Source organism: Iocasia fonsfrigidae, assembly GCF_017751145.1.
Classification (GTDB): Bacteria; Bacillota; Halanaerobiia; order Halanaerobiales; family DTU029; genus Iocasia; species Iocasia fonsfrigidae.
This window is the reverse complement of sequence record NZ_CP046640.1, coordinates 2,798,577-2,821,153: the sequence shown is the minus strand read 5'-3', so window position 1 is coordinate 2,821,153 and position 22,577 is coordinate 2,798,577. Positions and strand designations below refer to the sequence as shown.

The following is a 22,577-nucleotide window of genomic DNA, read 5'->3' as shown; positions in this document are numbered from 1 at the left end:
TTTAATATTTTTTGACTACTTTATAATATGACTTAATTAATATACTTAATGGTTTTTATTCAGATGTAAAACTCTGGGTTATCCTGTCAAGGAAGATAGCCAGGATGACAACACCTAAACCACCTTCAAATCCCATGCCAATTTTTAATTGGGTAATCCCCCTTAAGACAATACCTCCAAGCCCTCCAGCACCGATCATTGAAGAAATAACAACCATAGATAAAGAGAGCATAATTGCTTGGTTAATACCGGCCATTATTGTTGGAATTGCCAGGGGCAGCTGGACCTTTAGGAGTATTTGTTTACCGGTAGAGCCGAAAGACCTGGCTGCTTCAATTACTTCTTTATCAACCTGCCGCAATCCGAGATTGGTTAATCTAATTACAGGTGGCATGGAGAAGATGACTGTAGCAATTACACCAGGAACCATGCCCATTCCAAAAAAGATGACAGCTGGTATTAGATAAACAAAACTGGGCATAGTCTGCATGAAATCCAGTACAGGCCTGATTATCTTATCAAAGAGGTCCTTTTTAGCTGCTAGAATGCCGAGGGGAATACCTAAACTGAGGGTAACCACTCCTGAGCTTAAGACCATAGCCAGGGTTTCCATTGTTTCACTCCAGAGGTCCATGCTGAGTATTATCATAAAACCAACTACAGTAAAAATCAGCAGGTTTCTACCTTCTAAATACCAGGCCAGAGCTGCTAATATTATAATAAAGAGTAAGGGGGGGATAACCAGTAATAGCCCCTCAACATTGATTATAATGATACCAATAATAGAAGAGAAAAAGTCAAATAAGGAATCAGCATTATTACTCAGCCATTTTACCAGGATATCAAAAATACTACCAATTGGAAGATTAATCATCAGCAACACTCCCTTCTGCCAGTGAAGAAAGAATTGTTACCCGGACAATAATCCCCAACAGTCTTTTACTGTCATCTGTAATTGCTATTGGATATGCTGTTTGGGAGGTCATGGGTAATAATTCTGTAAGGGGGGTATCAGGTTTGGCCTGGGCAAAATCCTTGTCCAGGTATTTATCCAGGTTTTTACTCCTGTCTTTTTTAGCCTGCACTGCTCTGTCAATATCAATTACACCGGCAACTTTTTTATTACTATCGACTACATAAAGGCTGGAAAATCCTTCTCTGGTCATGGTTTTCAGGGCCATATTTGGCCCATCCTTAAGATGGATCAGGGCATCAGGTCTAAACATTACATCTTCAGCTGTTAAAACCTTTAATCTATTTACACCTTGAACAAATTTTGCTACATAGTCATTGGCCGGGTTTGAAAGTATTTCTTCAGGTTCACCAATCTGCACAATTTGTCCCTCTTCATTTAAAATAGCAATCCTATCTCCAATCCTAAGGGCTTCATCAAGGTCATGGGTAATAAAAATAATTGTTTTGTGTAATTTAGACTGGAGATTTAACAGCTCATTCTGCATATCTCTTCTAATCAGTGGGTCAAGGGCACTGAAGGCTTCATCCATTAAGAGAATATCAGGATCTATGGCCAGTGCCCTGGCCAGTCCTACCCTCTGCTGCATACCCCCACTCAGGTTGGCTGGTTTGTGATCATGCCATTCCTTAAGACCTACCTGTTTTAGGGCCTGTAAAGCGATTTCTTTCCTGGTAGGCTTCTTGATATGCTGGATTTCAAAACCATATTCTACATTTTCCAGGACTGTTCTATGGGGGAAGAGGGCAAAATGCTGGAAGACCATTGCCAGTTTATGGCGGCGTACTTCCCGTAATGCTTCCTTATCCATTTTTGTCAGGTCTTCACCATCGAGTAAGATTTCCCCCTGGGTAGGTTCGATTAATCTATTCATACAACGAATCAGGGTAGACTTTCCACTGCCAGAAAGCCCCATAATAACAAAGACCTCACCCTCTCTGGCATTAAAATTAATATTATTGACACCAACACTATGTTTTGTTTTCTGTAAGATATCATCTTTGTTTAATCCCTTTTTCAAGAGGGGTATAACCTCTTTTGGTCTGGGACCGTATATCTTATACAGGTTTTTAACTTCTATTTTATTCATCTGTAACCCCCTTAAGATTAATTTTGTTTGTTGTTAAAAATATATTTCCAATAAAAAATTCCCGCATATGACATATACAGGAATTTATCCAGGTTTATAGTGGTAGAATAAGTGTTTAGTCAGCTTACATACCGTTATTGACTATATCAAAGTTATCTGCTTATGTCAAAAAATATACTGCTTTTTTAAAAATCCTTATAAAAAAATATCATATGTAATGCTATTTATTATGCTGAAAATAAAAGCAGGAATCTGCTGTTTTATCTAGAAAATAGAAACATAGTTATTTTAGTCATTTCTAAATTAGAATTAATATATGGCACAATTAAGGGGGTAATATATGATTAAAAAAATATTTACCTTTGTTTCTTTTTTGATAGTCTGGCTTATCTTTGCCGGAAGATCTTCTTTAGATGTTATAGTAGTGGGGATAGCAGCCTCACTCCTTACTACGGTTCTTTTTGGGGATATGCTTTACCAGAGGATAGAGCAGAGGATAGGCCTTCTGGGGGCATTGCGGAAAGGCTTATTGACCTTTCTTTTTATCCCAGTCTTTTTTTATGAAGCAGTAATCTCGGCTTTAAAGGTATCAAAACACGTTTTTGAAAAATCACCTTCTTTTTCCCCTGGTATAGTAAAAGTGAAGACAAAGTTAAATAATGTTTCTGCTATTACTGTTCTGGCTAATTTAATTACCCTGACTCCAGGTACGTTAACCATTGATTTTGATAGGGCAGAAAGGGCCTACTATATCCACTGGATAGATGTAAATACCAGGGAAGAGGCTGAGGCCAGAAAGGCAATTATCGCCAGGTTTGAAAGATGGCTGGGTGTGATCTATAAATGATCTTGGGATTAGCTATTTTCTTTGTGATACTGGCCTTTCTTACTTTATACCGTTTGATAATTGGTCCGACAATAACTGACAGGCTGATAGCTGCAGATACGATAGGGATATTTCTGGCCCTGGTTATGCTGCTCTTAGGTTTATATTATGATATTGGACTATTGGTTGATATAGTTTTAGCCTATGCTGTCTTATTTTTTGTAGATATATTGATTTTTGCTAAGTTTTTTGAACATAAGGAGCTGTATAAATAATGTTAATCAGGGAGATTATTTCATATCTGCTGATGGGAGCTGGCGGAGTTTTTGCGATTATCACGGTAATAGGTTTAATCAGGTTTCCTGATGTTTACATCAGAATACATGCCGCTGCTGTAGTTTTGACTATTAGTGCTGTTTTAGTAACCTTTGGTGTGGCAGTTTATGTCTGGGAATTATTTCTAAGTACAAAAATTATCCTGATAGGTTTGTTTTTCTTGATTTCAAACCCTATGGCCACCCATTCTATTGCCAGGTCTTCTTATCAGCAGAAGGTAGCCTTACCCAGGGTGAGGAGTGTTGATGAATATGCAGATTATCTTGAGAGGGGAGAAAAATGATTTTTCTGGAATACTTGCTGATTGCTTTAATGGTCTTTGCAGCCTTACTGGCAGTAATATTTGAAGAAGAATTAATCTCTATTATCTGTCTTTCTATTTTTTCATTTGCCCTGACAGCACTCTATCTCCTGTATAAAGCACCTGATGTGGCTCTGACTGAAGCTGTGATTGGTTCAGGTTTGAATACAGCAATTTTTATGGCGGCAATTAGTCAGGTCAGATCAGGTAGGAAAAACCATGTCTCCAGGGAGGATGAGTAATTGAAGAATTCTATTGTCATTTTACTCCTGATTTTACTAAGTGCTTTACTAATTTTTAGTTTTGATTTTATACCTGAACAGGAGATTGTTGTGGATAGTACAGCTGAGCACATTATTACTAAGGGTTTACAAGAAACAGGTTCTTTGAACCTGGTTACAGCTATACTCTATGATTATAGGGCTTTTGACTCTATGGGTGAGAGTACTGTTATATTTGCTACAGTTAGTGCCATTGTTCTTTTGCTGTCTTTTAAAACACTCCCTGTATCCTCTCAGGGTTTATCATTTATTGTGAAAAACACCTTCGGTTTTCTAGCTCCATTTATATTTTTATTTGGTTTATATGTCATTACCCATGGACATTTATCCCCTGGTGGTGGTTTTCAGGGGGGAGTTATCCTCGGTACTATTTCTATCATCCTGAGTATTGTCTATGGAAGTGCCTATGATTATAGAAAATACCCCCCTAAAACTAAGACCTTACTGGAGACTGGAGGTGCCCTGTTATTTCTATTTATTGGTGGGCTGGGTCTGGTTTTAAAGGGACATTTCCTGGCCAATGTGAATCCCTTAATTAATGAACCAGGGAGGCTAATAAGTGCAGGGGTTATTCCCTACATAAATATTGGGATAGGTTTTAAGATAGGTGCTGGACTGGCTATTATTTTCTATAGTATGATACAAAAAACCTATGTAGAAGAGGAGTTGAAATCTTGATATATAATCTGGTTTTTCTTTTACTCTTTATGCTGGGCTTCTATACAATATTAGTTAAAAAAAATCTAATAAAACTGGTTATTGGGTTAAATATAATGGAGGCTGCAACTTTTTTCTGGGTTATGGCTCTTAATTACAGGGAAGGGGTTATCCCAATTTTGAAAACTGGCAGTAAGGCAGCTGCTGTGGTAAATCCTTTACCACAGGCCCTGATTTTAACTGGTATTGTGATTGGGGCTAGTACAACAGCTTTTCTGTTGACCCTAATTATAGAGATAAATAAATATGCGAATGTTATAGATTTGGATATATTAAAGGGGTTGCGTGACTGATGGAATTAAATGTCCTACTTTTAATATTAATACCGTTGATTACAGCCTTTCTAATTCCCTTAATCGATATAATATATATCAAGGTCAGGAAATTACTGGTTATTTCATCGGCTGCAGGGGAGTTGATAGTTGCCATACTGCTTTTGACAGCCAATTACCAGGCAGTAATTAGGGGAGATTTTTTTATTAAGTATCTGCTAGGGGGGTGGGCTTCATCTTTAGGGATTACAATTGTGATGGATGGCCTAAGCCTCTTTTTTTCGCTATTGATCTGCTTAAGTATGTTTTTAATTATATTATATTCTATTGGGTTTATCGGTCATCATGAAGGCAAATACTATGTCCTGCTTTTTCTGGTTTCAGGAGCGATGCAGGGGGCGATTCTGACCGGCGACCTCTTTAATTTATATGTTTTTATCGAATTAATAACGGTAACTTCAGCTGCCCTGGTGGCGTTTAAAAGGAACCGTGAAGGTGCTGAGGCTGCGTTTAAGTATCTTTTTTATGGAGTTGTTGGGGGTTTGTTTTTCCTGATAGCTGTATTTTTAATTTACTTTAGTCTTGGAACACTCAATATGGAAAGTATTGCTGCCCATGTTGGGAAAATCAATCCAAACCTGATGATGGCTATTATAGTATTTTTCCTGACCTCATTATTTATTAAATCAGGTATCTTCCCTTTCCATTTCTGGTTACCCAAGGCACATAGCGCCTGTCCGGGGCCGATTAGTGCTTTATTATCAGGTGTGTTACTAAAAGTATTTATCTATATTTTCCTGCGATTGTTCTGGCCTGTTTTTGGCTTTGCTTTATTATCAAACGTTGGACTGCATAATTTTATTATATATTTAGGGCTTTTTTCCAGTACTTTAGGCCACTTACTGGCCTTTAAAGAAGATGATCTAAAGAGGCTGCTGGCCTTTTCAACTATAGGTCATATCGGTATGATTGCCGCTGCCCTGGCTCTTAACACAGTAAGCGGTTTAGCTGGTGGTTTATTACATGTTTTCAGTCATCTCTTGATGAAGACGACCCTTTTTATCATTGCCGGGTATTTATTACAATATGCTGATAGTCATCATATTGCTGATTTCAATGGTATTGCCTATAAAAATCAGGGTATTTTTATTGCCTTTATTATAGCAGCTATGGGGATGGTTGGTGTTCCTCCCTTACCCGGGTTTTTTAGTAAATATTATATTTTAAAGGGATTTATTGAGTCAGGTTATTATTTTGCAGCCTTTTTGATCATTATTTTAAGTGTGATTTCTTTATTCTATTATCTGCGTTATATTTTTAGGGGATATAACTTACTGGATTATGAAAGGGGTATAAAACCCAGGAAACTCAGTCTGGTGTTGTCGGTTTTCTACAGGGAGAAAATTGTTACTGGTGTTGCCTATATCTTTACAATAATCATGCTTGTCAGCGGTATTTTTTACTGGCTGTTTACTCAACCAGTAATAGCCATTGTCCAGAATCTATTGAGGAGGGCTTAATATGGCAGGGATTATGAGCAGCTTTGTTTTCAGTAGTTTAAACTTGATGATTGCTATTGCTGGGGTATTATTGACTGTTTTTACAATCTTATTTGCCTGGACAGATATAGAGGTAAAGCGCAGGGAATATTTAATTTTAAATCTTGCTTATGTTTTTTCTTTTTTAATTGTTATATTTAGTCAGGACTGGTTGGTTTTCTTTGTAGCTTGGGAAATGGTTACGATTACTACCAGTTTGATGCTTATCTGGCGTGGGAAGGAGTTAGCAACCCAGTATTTTATAGTTCAGTTTTTAGGAAGTAGTTTTTTATTACTGGTTATTTTAGTGGCTATTAGTCAGGGATATACTGAGATTCAAGCTATTGGTGATACCTGGCTGCAGAATCTGTTTATTTTTGGACTGGGGATGAAGAGTGCTATCTTTGGGCTGCATTTCTGGCTTCCAGCTATATATTCTCAGGCTTCTGTAATCTTTAATGCTGTCTCATCAGGCTGGGTTGTTAAATTAGGTTTTATCACCATGTTGAAACTGATTAGCAAGGGAAATAATCTTTTATTAGTACTGGGTTTATTGATGGCTTTTTATGGTGGAATAAAGGCCCTGATGGCTACTAATTATAAGGTTTTACTGGCCTATAGTTCAATCAGTCATTTGGGTTATATTGCTATTGGAATTGGTAGTGGGACTATCTATGGCTATCTGGGGAGTATCTTACATATAATCACCCACGGTCTGGCTAAAAGCGGGCTTTTTCTGGGGAGTGCTAATTTAATTAAAGGATATGGCAGCAGCAGTATTTATGAATTTAAGAATATGTGGCCCAGGTATAAAATGTCCAGCCTGGGTATCCTAATTAGTTTTTCATCTTTAATGGGTTTTCCTGTTCTAGCTGGTTTTAACAGTAAATATCTTATCAAATATGGTTTTGAGAACGGGTTTTTCTTTAGTATTATTCTCTATGCAGCAAGCCTGTTGACTGCTTTATATTCAGTACGGTTTCTATACTGGGGTGTTTTCAGGGATCTGATATCCAGGGAAAAACGGGATTCCAAACTATCTTCTGGGCAGATAGGCAAAAGTGAGTATCTTGTTTTAACTATGATTATAGTACTGCTTATTACTTTAGGTTTTTACTCCGGGACAATTGTTAATATGTTTGAGAAAATAGAATTTCAGTATAACTTCTTAAAGGGTTTTCTGGAGGTTTCAGCCTTTACAGTGGCTTCAATATTGATTTTAAGGGGTATCTCCTGGAATAAAATCCCTCATGGTACTGGACCAACATTGGATAAACTATTTAATAATATCAACAGGATATTATTTAAAAATGGACAATTTATCTATAATTTAGTATACCAGGACTTCCAGTATCAATTGTTATGGATACCAATATTTTTAGTAATACTTTTTCTCTGGATATTGTTGATGTAGCTCATAAAAGCAGATTAAGACCTTTGTATTATGTAAATATGGGGAGGATTCTATGTCTGAGATTATTAAGATGAATTTTAAAATAGATAATTTAAATCTTATTTTTGGAATAACAGGCATCTTACTGACAGCCTTAACTATGTCTCTGGCCAGGCTTAGTATTAAAACAAAGCGGAAGGAATATTATCTGTTGAATTTTATTTATATCCTTTCTTTTTTAATTGTAATATTTAGCAGGAGGTGGTTGATTCTCCTGATAGGTTGGGAAATGGTGAGTGTTTCAACCAGTTTAATGTTACTCTGGAAAGGGAGGGGACTGGCTGGGCAGTATTTTATTGTTCAGTTTTTAGGTAGTAGTATTTTGTTATATGCCATACTGCTGGCTATTAATGCCGGGTATAGTGAGATAATGCCCATCAAAGAGGTCTGGCTGCAAAATTTACTTATTCTGGGTCTGGGAATGAAGAGTGCTATTTTTGGTTTGCATTTCTGGCTGCCTCCAGTTCATTCACAGGCACCGGTTCCGGTAAGTGCTGTACTATCTGGCTGGGTAGTAAAACTTGGTTTTATTACTTACTTAAAGATTATTCCAGAAGGGAGTAATTTACTACTAATCCTGGGCTTTTTAATGGTTTTCTATGGTGGGATAAAGGCCCTTTTAGCAATTGATTATAAAGTTTTGCTGGCCTATAGTTCAATCAGTCAGTTAGGGTATATAGCAATTGGGATTGGAAGTGGGGTTAGCTATGCTTATCTAGGTAGTATTTTGCATATTATTGCTCATGGTTTGGCCAAAACAGCTTTGTTTTTAACTAATGGGTGTTTAATTGAGGAATATGGGAGTAGATGTATCTATGATTTCAAAGATGCCTGGCAGAGACAGACAGTAAGCTGTTTAAGTATCATCATAAGTTTTAGTTCTCTGATGGGGATTCCCCTACTGGCCGGGTATAATAGTAAACATCTGATAAAACATGGAATTGATAGCGGACAATTTTTCTCAATACTCTTATTTATCTCCAGTCTATTAACTGCTTTATATGCCCTGCGTTTTTTGTACTGGGGTATTTTCAGGGATCTGCTTGCTAGAAGACAAAGGGAATCAGGTAGAGCCCGAAATAAATATCAGCTGAGAAAGTTTGAATATCTTTCCCTATTTATAATTATTGTATTACTTTTAACAGTAGGGTTTTATGGTGAATTAATTGTAAAAATTATAAAGGATATAGATTTCAGGTATAATTTCAAAACTGGCTTTTTAGAGGTGATTTTCTACCTGCTGCCTGCTGTATTTATTCTTAAGGTCTTTAATTGCTTTGAGATAAAAAAACAGCAAACACCATCACTTGATATCTTGTTTAACAGAGTTAATAGGTATTTAGATAAATTAGGTAGGTATCTTTATAATCTGATATATAAAGACTTTCAGTATCAATTATTGTGGATACCCCTTTTTCTGATTTTTTTACTCTACTGGGAATTAGTATTTCATTAGAATCAATAAAATAGCTAAGGATTTAAATTACAAAGAAGGAGACTTATCATTTGATAAGTCTCCTTTGTGGGTTCAACATTTAAATTTTCAGGATTTTTGTTGATTATTTTCCTGCATTTGTTTTTTTACATTATACTGTGGTTCCTGTTCTTCAACATAATTTACCCTGCCAGCAAAACTATTGATCATATTTTCCAGTTGGTTTTCACAATCGGCATAGAGTTTTTGAGCATCTTTATCTTCAGTTGATAAGGCATAGGTTTCCATATCAGTCTTGGCACTACGGAGAGAGGCCAGGGTTTGATGGAGTTGTTTGCCTACACTCATTTAGTTTCACCTCCCTTTTCTTACTCTTCTTTAGTTATTTCCTGAATTTAGCCTTTTAATTATGGTAATTATTTTAGTTTTTTATTTTTAAATGTAAACAACTTATTTTTAAACAATTTAAGACAGGCCTCAACTACATCCGGGTCATATTTTATCCTGCTGTTTCTTTTTAATTCATTTAAGGCATAGTCTATTCCCAGGGCCTGTCTATATGGCCGATCTGAGGTGATAGCATCAACAACATCAGCAACCGCCAATATTTTTGCTTCAATGAGTATATTGCTATTACTTAAGCCCTTAGGATAACCTGAGCCATCTATTCTTTCATGGTGTTGTAATACAATTTTTGCTACTGGTTGTTCAAAAGGGATATTGCTGATTATGTCATAACTAAACTGAGGATGTTCTTTGATAAGATTAAATTCATTTTCTGTTAAACCAGATGGTTTGTTTAGAATATCATAAGGGATATTCAATTCTCCAATATCATGGAGTAAGGCAGCAATCTTCAGAGCATTAAGTCTATAAGCTGGTAGAGATAGGAGTTTACCTATTTCATAGGCAAGGGCAGCTACATGTTCAGAATGATTTTTTTTATAAGGTGTTTTATATAAGTTAATTTTTCCCAGAGTAAGCAGTAAAGAATCGAGTATATTAGTAAAGATGTTTTCTTTTCTAAAATCAGTTATATCCTGAATTAAAAAGGTTATGATGATTTTACTATTAATAGTTAAGCTGGTTATAGTTATTTTAACATCTCTAATCTCACCATTAGCTAATCTATGTTTAGAATAAAAGACCTGCTGTTTTTTATTGTGTGCCTCATCGATTAATATTTTGATCTCCCCCCTGGGATGGGTATGTAGATCAAAGATTGTTTTATTAAGAAATTGTTCGCGGGTATAACCATAGTATGATAGAGCAGCTGGGCTGTGCTCAATGATTTTACCACTTTCAAAGTCAATAAATAACAGAATGCTTGGGGTGTTATGTGTTAGGTAGTCCTTCAGACTTAAGCGTATATTTGACCTCCCTAGCAGGTAATCTAAAGAAACTTCAAAATAGTCTGCAATTCTAGTCAAAACATCAGCTGAAGGCAGTCTGGTATTTTGTTCGTAATTGGCAATAGTGGACCGGGAATACCCCAGATCATTTGCTAATTTTTCCTGTGATATATTTTTTTCTTTTCTTAAATTTTTTAAGCGAAATGAAAATGAATTCATGTTTTTGCCCCCTTATAAACTAATATCATCATTATATAGAAATTTTTTATACGAAAAAAACAAAATTAGTCACAATATTAATCAATTGTTATTTATTAGTAGATTTTTTAACATAACAACTCAGAATGTGTCAAAATAATTGGTTAAATTTGATAATTTGTTCAAAATATTATGGTACAATAGTAACAGAAATAATACATAGAAATTAAACTAGCAAATAAACCTTAAAGGTATTAGATAATTGTATTTATAATAAATTATAAAACCTAAAATAATAGGAGGAAAATAGATGTGATAGACGAAAGGAACGACCCTACATTAAATAAAATCAATACCCTTAAAAATCAGGTCAAAGATGAGGTTATGAAGCTAACTCTTACTTCACCAAAAGTACTGGAGGTGAGTCAAAAAATTGATAAGTTTATTTATCAGGTCATGAAAGATCAGCGTGGTTAAAAGATAATAAAAACGTTCAATACAATACAGCAGAGCAATATAATAGGAAATGGAGGTACATATAATGAAAGTATTGGAGAGTTTTAAAACAAAATTATTTTTAATCCTGGTCTTTTTAATGATAACACCCCTAATCATATATGGTATTATTACTATAAATCAAGAAAGAGCTTTAATAAATAAGCAGATATATAATGATAATATGAAATTAGCTGAAGGTCTTGGGGATACAGTTGGTTCTATGATAACTAATACCCGGATAACTGTTGATTCAATTGTAGAGACAGCTGGGGTAAAGGAGATGGATCCTGAAAGAATTAAGGATGTCTTAGACCCTATAACAGCTGGTAACCCCTATATTGCCAATCTATATGTTATGAATAGGGCCGGGAGGCAGATCTATAAAACTGTCGGTGACCTTGATGACCGCTCAAACAGGGAATATATGCAAAAGGCTATCAGGGGAGAGGCCAACTTCTCTAATGTTATTATATCAGGCAGCCGTAAGGTTCCAATAGTTGTTTATGCCAGATCGGTCAGAAACAATGGTAGAATTGTTGGGGTGATTGGGTGCAGTATAGATCTGGAGGTATTAAGTGAACTTGCGGCTAAATATAAACCGGGGAAGACAGGCTATGGATTTATAGTGGAAAATAACGGCAAGATAATAGCCCATCCTGATGAAGAACTAGTAAGTAACATGCTTGATGCCTCTCATTTAGCTCCGGTTAAAGCAGCTATTGAGGGAAAAACGGGTATCAGTGAATACAGCTATGAGGGTGATAATAAACTGGCAGCTTATTTACCAGTAAAAGAAACGGGTTGGGGTGTGGTAGTACAGCTTACTGCTAAAGAGGCTTTTCAACCAGTGGTTGATATTGTCCGGGGGGCGGTAATAAGTATAATTATTACGGTATTAGTTGGTATAGTAGTCGCGTTTATAATGGGTAATTATGTTACTAAGCCTATTATTAAGGCTGCTGGCTTTGCACAGGCAATATCAACAGGAAACCTGCGTCTCGCTAAATTAAAGGTAGTATCAAGAGATGAAATAGGCAAGCTGGGAGAATCATTAAATAATATGCTCAGTGGCTTAAAAACAATGATTGCTCAGGTAGTTAATATCTCTGACCAGGTGGCTGCATCCAGTCAGGAACTGTCTGCCTCAGGTGAACAGGTGGGAGAGATTGCTGAACAGGTTGGTACTTCGATACAGGACGTAGCCAGTGGTGCTGAGGAGCAGTCAATCAGGGTAGAGGAAACAAGCTCAAATGTTAAGAAATTAAGTGACAGTATCAAAAGGGTAGATATAAGTACTAATGAATTAAGTAGTAATGCAGTTGAGTTAACTGATAAATTAGAGCAGGGGATCAGTTCAGTACAGGAATCTGTTAGTAATATTAATGAAATGAAGGAAAATACCCTGGGAGTATCTAAAACCATTAATACCCTGGGAGAGAGATCCAGAGAGATTGAGCAAATAGTGGAACTTATTAGTGGTATAGCTGAACAGACTAATTTACTGGCTTTAAATGCAGCAATTGAGGCAGCCCGGGCTGGTGAGGCAGGCAGGGGTTTTAGTGTAGTTGCTGATGAAATACGGGAACTTGCTGAAGAGTCGGCTAAGGCAAGCAATGAAATTACTAATCTGGTAAAACAGGTTCAGTCAGATTCTTTAGGGGCTGTTGAAGAGATGGATAATAATGTTCAATTGGTGGAAGTGAGTGTTGAGTCAATTAATAATACTGGTGAGATATTTAGTGTTATAGAGGAACACACCGTAAATCTCAAAGAACAGCTTAAAAATATTTCTGAAAATGTTGCTAATATGAATGAATATAGTAATAATGTAGAAGAAACCACAGAAAATATTAATTCAGTTAGTGAAGAATTTGCTTCCAATTCAGAAGAAGTAGCAGCTTCCAGTGAGGAACAGCTTGCGGCAACTGAAGAGATTGTTTCTTTAGCCAGACAGTTGGCTGAGATGGCCCAGGAACTCTCCCGGACAGTTGATCAGTTCAGGATATAAATATTATTGACTTTAAATCAAATAATTAATAGTCGAATAAGTTAAAAATCCAGGGTATATTTTGTCCTGGATTTTTTCGTTGTTTTTCCAAATAATATGCCTAAGAATGTGTTATTCTGTACCAGACTACTTAATCTATAACTAAATTTACTCAAAATGTGTCATTAACTTAGTATATATTATAATAAAATATTTCCAGTTTATGATATAATATATTTATGTAATTACTTTAAGAATTAAATAAAGTTGCTATAAATCATTAATCTAAAACTAAATATCTGTTTAAATATAAGAAATAATAATTTAAGAATTGATAATTGTTCTCGATTAAATGAATGAACTAATCACTTTACTTTATAGGGGAGGAAGTAATTAATGATTATCAGGAAGAGGCAGTTGTTCAAGGTAAGGAAAATGTTAACTGTAATTAAAAACAAAAATGAATATTTACGCGGCCATTCTAAAAGGGTATGTCAGTTGGCCATTATGCTGGCTGAACATCTGGGATTAAGCCAGCGGGAAATAAGGATAATTAAATATGGTGCTCTTTTACATGACCTGGGGAAAGTACAGGTGGACAATCTTATTTTAAATAAACCGGGGTGTTTAAATGATCTGGAGTTTGAAATAATAAAGAGACACCCAATCTTTGGTACTGAAATGCTGCAGGAACACCTTAACAATAAAGAAATACTGGATATTATTAGTTACCACCATGAAAGGTGGGATGGTAATGGTTACCCCTATAAATTAAGGGGAGAAGAGATCCCTCTGGCAGCTAGAATTGTTTCTATTGTTGATGCTTTTGATGCGATGACTACTGTTAGACCCTATCGTAAAGTCCCTTTTACAATTAAGGAGGCTCTGGAAGAGATCCTGAATAATGCTGGTTCACAATTTGACAGGGAGATTGCGACGGCATTTTGCCAGAAAATAGCTGAAAAAAGATAAATGTTGTTAAGACTATTTGAATTTTTTAATTCATAAATTTGCAGTTTCTTCTTGACATAAACAATTTATTATATTATACTTATTGATATTGGGTATTAAAAATTTGTTAAGAATTACCCAGGGAAAATATAGGAGGAATTCAATTTAATGATTTACAATGGTAAGGTAAAATGGTTTAATGATCAAAAAGGTTTCGGTTTTATTGAAAGAGATTCTGGTGATGATGATGTTTTTGTACATTTTTCTGCGATTCAACAAGATGGTTTTAAAAACCTGGAAGAAGGCCAGGAAGTTGAATTTGAGATTGTTGATGGTGACCGCGGTCCACAGGCTGCAAATGTTGTTACATTATAAAGTAAATAATGCCTTTAAAATATAGCAACTATTCCCTGACTATATCTTTGTAGTCAGGGTTTTTATTTCTTAGATAGAAAATGAAATACTACATATAATAAAGAATAAAAAGGAAGTGAAATTGGATTTGAAAAAAATTAAATTTGAAGAACTAAAGATATCCAGGGATGTATTAAAGGCAATAGAAGACATGGGATTTGAAGAAACTACCCCCATACAAACAAATGCTATTCCGCCAGCACTAGAGGGCAGAGATATTATAGGACAGGCGCAAACAGGAACAGGAAAGACAGCAGCTTTTGGGATACCCTTATTAGAAAGGGTTGACCCAGATAATAAAAATCCACAGGCGATTATATTATGTCCTACCAGGGAATTAGCAATTCAGGTTGCTGAAGAATTAAAGAGATTGGCCAGATACAAACGGAATTTACATACTCTACCTGTTTATGGTGGACAATCTATTAAAAGACAGATCAAGGTCTTAAAAAAGGGAGTACAGGTTATTATTGGTACACCTGGTAGGGTGATGGATCATATGCGAAGGGGTACATTACAGTTATCTGGTATCGATTTTCTTGTATTAGATGAAGCCGATGTGATGCTAGATATGGGCTTTATTGATGATATTGAAAAAATATTAGAGGATATTCCACAGGATAGGCAGACTTTATTTTTTTCTGCTACAATACCTAAAACAATAATTAATCTGGGTAAAAGGTATCAAAAGGATGCAAAATTAATAAGAATAGCTCACGAAAATTTAACAGCACCTAGTATTGAACAATATTATTATGAGATTAAAAGGGGAGATAAACTAAAGGTTTTAACACGTTTAATTGATATGCACCTCCCTCAGTTATCCTTGATTTTTTGTAATACAAGGAAACAGGTTGATGAATTGAATATACAGCTTCAGGCCAGGGGATATCTTGCAGATGCTTTACACGGTGGTATGAATCAAAACCAGCGAGATCGGGTAATGGATAAATTTAGGAATGGTATTATAGAGCATTTAGTTGCTACAGATGTAGCAGCCCGTGGTATTGATGTAGATAATGTGGAAGCTGTTTTTAACTATGACCTTCCTCAGGATACTGATTATTATGTCCATAGAATTGGCAGGACAGGTCGAGCGGGTAAGACGGGTACCGCCTATACCTTTGTTGTCGGTAAAGATATCTATAAACTGCGTGATATACAAAAATATACTAAGATAAAAATTGAGCGCCAAAATATACCTTCACTTAATGATATAGAAGAAGTACAGATTGAAAAATTTGTTAGTAGTTTAAAAAAATATATAGAAAAAGAACATTTAGGAAAACATACCAAAATTATTGAAGGTTTGCTTGAAGATGATTATACAGCAATAGAACTTGCAGCTGGATTACTAAAAATGTCTTTAACAGATGAAAAAGAAGAAGAGAATGATTATAGAGATAATTTTGGGGATACTGGTGCAGAACCAGGTATGGTCAGGTTGTTTATTAATATAGGTAAGAAGGATAAGATCAGTCCTAGACATATTGTGGGGGCAATTGCCGGGGAAACAGATCTGGAAGGAAAACTAATAGGGGCTATTGATGTTTATAATAACTTTACTTTTGTTGAAGTCCCCAGTGAAATGGGTGCCCATGTCTTAAATATTATGAAGGATAATTATATTAAGGGAAATAAGGTGAATGTTGAACCAGCTAAACCTAAATAGGATATAATAGCTGGAATTTAATTGACATGTGTCCGAAAAAAAAGATAATAAAATCACAGTTAATAATGTCTTATACTAGTAGGGCATTATTTTTCTTTGTGGAGAGTGATAAATTAATTTAGTTTTTAACATAAGGAGTGGAGAATGTTTTTTGATGATTTATATTATGCATGTTATAATTAAATTATAATATAAAGGTTATTTAAATAAAAGGGAGTGAAATTTTAATGAATAACCTAAATTTATCAGATAAAAAAGAATATATAATAAATTCTCATAAAAGGTGCAAGGATTATAATGTTAATGTTGACCGAGTATTTAGCGGCAAAATTATTGATGAAAATGAACTTTTCGAAAAACTTGAAGCAAAAAGAGAATTAATTGTTACGGCAGAGCCTTTTATGAATCAATTATATAATTTTGTGAAAGGATCTAATTTTTTTTCAATATTAACTGATGAAGAGGGTTGTATTTTAAGTGTAATTGGAGATGAAGATATTCTTTCTGAGGCTTTTTCTTTTAAAATGATACCTGGGGCATATATGGATGAAGTTAATATTGGTACAAATGCTATGGGGACAGCTTTAGTAGAAGGTCAAGCAGTCCAGATTTCTGGTAAAGAGCACTTTATAAAGGTCTACCATCGTTGGACCTGTTCTGCTACACCGATAAGAAATACTAAAGGTGAGATTATTGCTTCCCTTGATTTAACCGGTTATAGTGAAAGTGTTCATTCACATACTCTTGGTATGGTTGTGGCAGCTGCCAATGCCATCGAAAAAATGTTGGAAATAAAAAAATACACCGAAGAACTATCTATGGCGAAAATGTATACCGAAACTGTTATTGATTCTATAAAAGCAGGAATTCTAACAGTTGATCTAGCTGGAAATATTATAACTGTTAACAGTTATGTAGCAGATATGTTTGGATATAAATCAGATAAAATGAGGAAAATGAAGATCTGGGATTTATTTGAAAGCTGGGAAAAGGTTAAAACTACAGTTTTTGCAAAACGTAATTTTATGGAAGAAGAGGTTTTTGTAAATGCTAAAAAAAATAAACTTCAGTTTAATTTAAGTACCTATCCTATACTGGACTACGAAGAGAATGTAAGGAATATTATTTTTGTTTTTAAAGAAGTAAAAAAGGTGAGGAAACTGGCTAATAAAATTATGGGACGTCAGGCTATCTATACCTTTGATAAAATAATTGGCAAAGACGAAGATTTTCAAAGGATGGTTAAATTTGCTAAAAAGGTCTCAGATAGTAGATCAAATATTCTAATTATGGGTGAGAGTGGTACAGGTAAAGAGCTTTTTGCTCAGGCTATTCATAACTGTAGTAATAGAAGTCAAGAACCTTTTGTAGCAATAAACTGTGGTGCTATACCAAGAAATTTGATTGAATCTGAATTATTCGGATATGAAGAAGGGGCTTTTACTGGTGCCAAAAGCAGTGGACAACCTGGAAAGTTTGAAATAGCTGATGGAGGAACAATTTTTCTTGATGAAATTGGTGAGATGCCCCTTGACATGCAAACTAGATTACTGCGGGTGATTGAAGAAGATACAGTGAGTAGAATAGGAAGCATTAAGGAAAATGTTGTAAATGTTAGAGTTATTGCAGCGACTAATAAGGATTTATATAAAGAGGTTCAAAATGGCAATTTTCGTAAGGATTTATTCTATCGACTCAATGTTCTACCTGTAAGACTTCCACCTTTACGAGAACGAAAAGAAGATATTCCACTTTTATTTGAATTTTTTATGAAAACGAAATCAAAAAAAATGAACAAGAGAAGTGTAAAAACTTCTGAGGAGTTTATTAAAACTCTGGTAGAATATGAGTGGCCTGGCAATGTAAGAGAACTGGAAAATTTAGTAGAGTGGATGATTAATATGGAATCTGTTCCAGATAAGATTGGTGGAAGGAAAACTGTATTATCAAAAAAATCAGGGATTAGTTTTAAAACCTCTGTTTTAAAAGATGCAAGTGCTGAAATAGGCAAAGATCTAAGTTTGGCAGCTGTGGAAAAAGAGCATATTATCAAAGTGCTTAATTTGTATGATGGAAATATCAGTAAAAGTGCTAAGGCTTTAAATATAGGCAGGAATACCCTTTATAGAAAAATAGAAAATTATAAAATAGACTGTTCTATTATGGAGCAGTGTTCCAATATATAACACAAAAAACTCTTTAATAATGCGCCAGATTGGAACAAGATCTGAATATATATTATTTTTCCCCTTGAAACCCTTTATATTAAAGGGTTTTTTTATTGGCATAAAGATTGCATATTTAAATATATATGATACTTATTTGAAGGAGGGTATATGATGTATGGATATAATGGTAAGATTTTAAGAGTCAATTTGAGCAACAAAACAGTAAAAAATGAAGAACTGGACATTGACCTGGCACAGAAATTTATTGGTGGTAGAGGATTAGGTACCAAAATGCTGATGGATGAGGTTGATCCTAAAGTTGATGCCTTAAGTCCAGAGAATAAATTGATTTTTATTACTGGTCCACTGACAGGAACCAGTACACCAACTGGTGGAAGGTATATGGTAGTAACTAAAGCGCCTCTAACAGGTACTGTAGCTAGTTCTAACTCAGGTGGATACTGGGGTGCTGAACTTAAATTTGCCGGTTATGATGCTATTATTTTTGAAGGAAAGGCTGATTCACCTGTCTATCTTAATATTGTTGATGATAAGGTTGAAATTAAAGATGCCTCTCATCTCTGGGGAAAAGTTGTTTCCGAGACTACCCATGTTTTAGAAAAAGAACATGGAGAAAAAGTAAAAGTTGCGACTATTGGACCTGCTGGTGAAAATCTTTCCAAAATAGCAGCTATTATGAATGACCTGGGTAGAGCGGCAGGACGTTCTGGTGTTGGTGCTGTAATGGGCTCAAAAAATCTTAAAGCTATAGTAGTTAAAGGAAATAATAAAGTTGAGATAGCAGAGCCTGACAAACTTAAAGAAGTTTTCTCTGTCTGTATGAAAAAAATAAAAGAAAATGGAGTTACCGGACAGGGACTACCAGCTTATGGTACAGCTGTGTTGGTTAATATTATCAATGAGAATGGTGTATTTCCAACCAATAATTTTCAGTATAGTACTTTTGATCAGGCTGAAGAAATTAGTGGCGAGACTTTAGCAGATAAATATCTGAAAAAGAAAGATCCTTGTTTTAGATGTCCAATAGCTTGTGGTAGGTATTGTGAAGTTGATGATATTGAAGGTGCTGGGCCTGAGTATGAAACTGTCTGGGCTTTTGGCTCTGATTGTGGAGTATCTAACCTTGGTGATATTATTAAAGCCAATTATTGGTGTAATGAAATAGGAATCGATACCATTTCTGCTGGTTCTACAATTGCTGCAGCTATGGAGTTATATGATAAAGGATATATTAAAGAAGAAGAATTAGCTGGAGCATCTGAACTTGCCTGGGGAAATAATGAAGCGATTATAGAATGGACAAAGAAGATGGCTGATACTGAGGGACTGGGAGCTAAGATGGCTCAAGGGTCTTACAGACTTTGTGAAATGTATGGTGTTCCAGAAATTTCAATGACAGTTAAAAAACAGGAACTGCCTGCTTATGATCCCAGAGGTATCCAGGGACATGGAGTTAATTATGCTACTTCCAACAGAGGTGGTTGCCATGTTAGAGGTTATATGATTTCACCTGAAATATTAGGACTTCCTGAAAAACTTGATAGATTAACCCTGGAAGGCAAGCCAACCTGGGCCAAGATATTCCAGGATTTTACTGCGGCTATTGATTCATCTGGACTGTGTCTCTTTACTTCTTTTGCCATGGGTGCAGAAGATTATGCTGCTCTGCTTAATGCTGTTTGCGGTACCAATATAACTGGTGATGATTTTATTCAAGCTGGTGAAAGGATCTGGAATCTTGAAAAATTGTATAACCTGGAAGCTGGAATCGACTCTTCACAGGATACACTGCCTAAAAGATTATTGGAAGAGCCTATTCCAGATGGACCTTCCAAGGGATGGGTACACAAATTAGATGAACTCCTTCCCCAATACTATGAAGTTAGAGGCTGGAGTATTGATGGAATACCTACTCCAGAAAAACTTAAGGAATTAGGGTTAGCATAGATAAAAATACTAACAATATTATAAAGGCTTCTACTTATAGAAGCCTTTATAATAATTTTTTAAAGTTATTAAATGTTAATATTCAAAATGGGACCAGGAAGGTTGATAATATGTCCTTACAGAAACTCTATCTCGAGCTTACCAATAAATGCAATTTAAATTGTGTAATGTGTTATAGACATTCCTGGACTGAAAAATTACAGGATATGAACAGAGAACTATTTGTAAAGATAAAAAAAGAAATAAAAGAAATGGGCAGATTAAAATCTATTGTTTTGGGAGGAATTGGAGAGCCGACCTGTGCACCTCTAATTTATGAAGCGATTGAAGAACTTGGGAATTATGATTTAATCTTGACTACTAATGCTATAAAAATGGATGATACCTTAATTAATTTGATTGTTCAGTATGTTAATCTGATTATGGTTTCAATTGATGGGTTACATGAGAATTTTTCGAAAATTCGGGGAACAAATTTAGATCTTGTTGTTAATAATATTAATAAAATTAATGAATTGAAAGAAAAGAAGAAAAGTAGTACTCTTTATCTTGGGATCCAGTTTGTTATTTCGAAAAATAATGTTGACGACATTTTTAGATTGATAGATCTAGCCAGTGAATTAAAGGTCCATCAATTAGTATTATCAAATTTATTACCGCAAAAGGAAGAAAATGCAGATAAAATACTCTATACTAGATATGAAAATAAAGAAATGAAGCGTTTATTTGCTAAAGCTTATAATTATTCCTTTAGAAAAGGATTAAATCTCATTTTACCAAACTATGAATTAAAGACAGAAAGAAGATGCATCTTTATCGAAGATAAAGCAGCTTTTATTAGTGCTTCTGGTGAAGTTGTTCCCTGTTACAGGTTATCACATACTTATAAGGAATATGTATTTGGTAGGGAGAAAACAGTTTTAAAACATTCATTTGCTAATTTGCATGATCAGAGTTTGAAGGAGACCTGGGAAAGTAGTGAATACAGTAATTTCCGTTCTATTATCAGGAATAATCGATACCCTTCCTGTATTGACTGTGATTATGCAGAAGGATGTGATCTGGTTAAGGATACAAGCACTGATTGTTATACTGGGAGCCCTTCCTGTGCCGACTGTCTGTGGAGTAGAAAGTATATAATTTGCCCTTAGGAGGTGGAGGATGATGAAAGTAGAGATCAGATTATTTGCGACATTGAGAGATGGAAGAGATAAAGTACTGGAGATGGAAGTAGAAGAAAATACCACTGTGAGTAAAGTGCTGGATATATTTAAAATAAAACAAGAGGATGTAGCCCTTTTATTAATAAATGGTAGGGATGGAAAATTTGATGCTAGTCTTCATGAGGGGGATTATCTTTCTTTATTTCCTCCTGTTGGAGGGGGATAAGATGGAAAAAAGGTATCTAAAAAATATGACTATGCTCTCAGAATTAGAAATTGAAAAAATAAAAAATAGTCAAGTATGTGTGATCGGTTGTGGTGGTCTTGGGGGATATGTTATTGAAATGCTGGCAAGGCTTGGTGTAGGAAATATAACAGCAGTAGATGGAGATATATTTGATGCCACAAATCTTAATCGACAGTTATTATCTGATGCTAATGTTATTGGAAAAAACAAGGCAGAGATTGCCAAAGAGAGAATAGCTTTGGTCAATCCTCTGATAAACTTTATGCCGATTTCTCAAAATATAAATAATGATAATGGGATTAAAATTTTGAAAGGACATGATGTTATTATTGATGCTGTAGATAACATAGCTGCCAGATTGCTTTTACAGGAATTAGCTTATGAGTTGGGAATAACACTGGTTCATGGAGCTATTGCTGGTTGGTATGGACAGGTTACAACTATTTTCCCGGGAGATAAGACTTTGGATATCTTATATGCCAAAAAAAATATAGAGGGAATAGAAAATAAATTAGGAAATCCTTCTTTTACTCCGGCCTTTGTTGCTTCTGTTCAAGTAAGTGAAACATTAAAAATACTTATTGCTAGGGGTGAATTGTTAAGGAATAAAATTCTTTATGCTGATTTGTTTGCGCAAGATTATGAGGTCGTTAGCTTATGATTTTATTGTCTTATTGTCTAAAACTTTGCATAATAAAGCCATAAATTGATAATTATTGACTAAAATTATCGTGTTT

General features: G+C 35.0%; 23 protein-coding genes. 19 read left to right on the top strand and 4 right to left on the bottom strand.

The features are described from left to right. Window positions 1-55: 55 nt before the first annotated feature. Both GM661_RS13565 and GM661_RS13560 read right to left on the bottom strand, forming a co-directional pair. Window positions 56-874: an ABC transporter permease gene (locus GM661_RS13565; protein ID WP_125991102.1), complete on the bottom strand. Its 819-nt coding sequence runs from the start codon at window positions 872-874 to the stop codon at window positions 56-58. Then, window positions 867-2,063 (bottom strand): quaternary amine ABC transporter ATP-binding protein, encoded by a 1,197-nt coding sequence (locus tag GM661_RS13560; RefSeq protein WP_230867320.1) that lies wholly within the window; start codon window positions 2,061-2,063, stop codon window positions 867-869. Before GM661_RS13560 ends, GM661_RS13565 begins: the two co-directional genes overlap by 8 nt. A 340-nt stretch (window positions 2,064-2,403) precedes the next feature. Between GM661_RS13560 and GM661_RS13555 the strand changes: the two genes are divergently transcribed. The 9 genes from GM661_RS13555 to GM661_RS13515 are packed head-to-tail and all read left to right on the top strand — an operon-like array spanning window position 2,404 to window position 9,243. After that, the gene (locus GM661_RS13555) at window positions 2,404-2,910 is read left to right on the top strand and encodes a Na+/H+ antiporter subunit E (protein WP_230867319.1); all 507 of its coding nucleotides are present in this window, start codon (window positions 2,404-2,406) and stop codon (window positions 2,908-2,910) included. Then, window positions 2,907-3,164, top strand: coding sequence for a monovalent cation/H+ antiporter complex subunit F (locus GM661_RS13550; protein ID WP_230867318.1), 258 nt, complete (start codon window positions 2,907-2,909; stop codon window positions 3,162-3,164). The genes GM661_RS13555 and GM661_RS13550 overlap by 4 nt, the downstream gene beginning before the upstream one ends. Further along, entirely contained in the window at window positions 3,164-3,508 is a 345-nt protein-coding gene (mnhG, locus tag GM661_RS13545; RefSeq protein ID WP_230867317.1) for a monovalent cation/H(+) antiporter subunit G, read from the top strand. Before GM661_RS13550 ends, mnhG begins: the two co-directional genes overlap by 1 nt. Next, on the top strand, window positions 3,505-3,768 hold the full coding sequence (locus GM661_RS13540) for a Na(+)/H(+) antiporter subunit B (protein ID WP_230867316.1): 264 nt from the start codon (window positions 3,505-3,507) through the stop codon (window positions 3,766-3,768). The genes mnhG and GM661_RS13540 overlap by 4 nt, the downstream gene beginning before the upstream one ends. Next, a complete protein-coding gene (gene mbhE, locus GM661_RS13535) occupies window positions 3,769-4,485 on the top strand; it encodes a hydrogen gas-evolving membrane-bound hydrogenase subunit E (protein WP_230867315.1) in 717 nt (238 codons plus the stop codon). After that, a complete protein-coding gene (locus GM661_RS13530) occupies window positions 4,482-4,817 on the top strand; it encodes a sodium:proton antiporter (RefSeq protein WP_230867314.1) in 336 nt (111 codons plus the stop codon). The genes mbhE and GM661_RS13530 overlap by 4 nt, the downstream gene beginning before the upstream one ends. Beyond that, a complete protein-coding gene (locus GM661_RS13525; protein ID WP_230867313.1) occupies window positions 4,817-6,316 on the top strand; it encodes a complex I subunit 5 family protein in 1,500 nt (499 codons plus the stop codon). Before GM661_RS13530 ends, GM661_RS13525 begins: the two co-directional genes overlap by 1 nt. Before the next feature lies 1 nt (window position 6,317). After that, window positions 6,318-7,748: a complex I subunit 5 family protein gene (locus GM661_RS13520; protein WP_230867312.1), complete on the top strand. Its 1,431-nt coding sequence runs from the start codon at window positions 6,318-6,320 to the stop codon at window positions 7,746-7,748. Window positions 7,749-7,800: 52 nt separating this feature from the next. Continuing rightward, on the top strand, window positions 7,801-9,243 hold the full coding sequence (locus tag GM661_RS13515; RefSeq protein ID WP_230867311.1) for a complex I subunit 5 family protein: 1,443 nt from the start codon (window positions 7,801-7,803) through the stop codon (window positions 9,241-9,243). An 87-nt stretch (window positions 9,244-9,330) separates the two neighbouring features. Here GM661_RS13515 and GM661_RS13510 read toward each other — a convergent pair whose 3' ends face one another. Both GM661_RS13510 and GM661_RS13505 read right to left on the bottom strand, forming a co-directional pair. Continuing rightward, window positions 9,331-9,570, bottom strand: a complete 240-nt coding sequence (locus GM661_RS13510; RefSeq protein WP_230867310.1) for a DUF1657 domain-containing protein — start codon at window positions 9,568-9,570, stop codon at window positions 9,331-9,333. Between the two features lie 68 nt (window positions 9,571-9,638). After that, window positions 9,639-10,793, bottom strand: a complete 1,155-nt coding sequence (locus GM661_RS13505) for an HD domain-containing phosphohydrolase (RefSeq protein ID WP_230867309.1) — start codon at window positions 10,791-10,793, stop codon at window positions 9,639-9,641. 291 nt (window positions 10,794-11,084) lie between these two features. On the opposite strand from GM661_RS13505, the gene GM661_RS13500 reads away from it, so the two are divergent. The 10 genes from GM661_RS13500 to GM661_RS13455 all read left to right on the top strand — a co-directional run bounded on the left by GM661_RS13500 (window position 11,085) and on the right by GM661_RS13455 (window position 22,501). Continuing rightward, window positions 11,085-11,249 carry an aspartyl-phosphate phosphatase Spo0E family protein gene (locus GM661_RS13500; protein ID WP_164522313.1) on the top strand — a complete coding sequence of 55 codons (165 nt, stop codon included), beginning with the start codon at window positions 11,085-11,087 and terminating at the stop codon, window positions 11,247-11,249. Window positions 11,250-11,313: 64 nt separating this feature from the next. Beyond that, entirely contained in the window at window positions 11,314-13,278 is a 1,965-nt protein-coding gene (locus tag GM661_RS13495) for a methyl-accepting chemotaxis protein (RefSeq protein WP_230867308.1), read from the top strand. Between the two features lie 375 nt (window positions 13,279-13,653). Beyond that, entirely contained in the window at window positions 13,654-14,229 is a 576-nt protein-coding gene (locus tag GM661_RS13490; protein WP_230867307.1) for an HD-GYP domain-containing protein, read from the top strand. Window positions 14,230-14,379: 150 nt separating this feature from the next. After that, the gene (locus tag GM661_RS13485; protein ID WP_205739462.1) at window positions 14,380-14,583 is read left to right on the top strand and encodes a cold-shock protein; all 204 of its coding nucleotides are present in this window, start codon (window positions 14,380-14,382) and stop codon (window positions 14,581-14,583) included. A 127-nt stretch (window positions 14,584-14,710) separates the two neighbouring features. Next, window positions 14,711-16,294 (top strand): DEAD/DEAH box helicase, encoded by a 1,584-nt coding sequence (locus tag GM661_RS13480; RefSeq protein WP_230867306.1) that lies wholly within the window; start codon window positions 14,711-14,713, stop codon window positions 16,292-16,294. A 227-nt stretch (window positions 16,295-16,521) separates the two neighbouring features. Beyond that, on the top strand, window positions 16,522-18,480 hold the full coding sequence (locus GM661_RS13475; RefSeq protein ID WP_230867305.1) for a sigma-54-dependent Fis family transcriptional regulator: 1,959 nt from the start codon (window positions 16,522-16,524) through the stop codon (window positions 18,478-18,480). A 153-nt stretch (window positions 18,481-18,633) separates the two neighbouring features. Then, window positions 18,634-20,430, top strand: a complete 1,797-nt coding sequence (locus tag GM661_RS13470; protein ID WP_230867304.1) for an aldehyde ferredoxin oxidoreductase family protein — start codon at window positions 18,634-18,636, stop codon at window positions 20,428-20,430. Between the two features lie 110 nt (window positions 20,431-20,540). Continuing rightward, window positions 20,541-21,581: a tungsten cofactor oxidoreductase radical SAM maturase gene (locus GM661_RS13465; protein ID WP_230867303.1), complete on the top strand. Its 1,041-nt coding sequence runs from the start codon at window positions 20,541-20,543 to the stop codon at window positions 21,579-21,581. A 13-nt stretch (window positions 21,582-21,594) separates the two neighbouring features. Next, complete coding sequence (locus GM661_RS13460; RefSeq protein ID WP_407929672.1) at window positions 21,595-21,819, top strand: MoaD/ThiS family protein; 225 nt, start codon at window positions 21,595-21,597, stop codon at window positions 21,817-21,819. A gap of 1 nt (window position 21,820) precedes the next feature. Continuing rightward, a complete protein-coding gene (locus GM661_RS13455; protein ID WP_230867301.1) occupies window positions 21,821-22,501 on the top strand; it encodes a HesA/MoeB/ThiF family protein in 681 nt (226 codons plus the stop codon). Window positions 22,502-22,577: the final 76 nt, after the last annotated feature.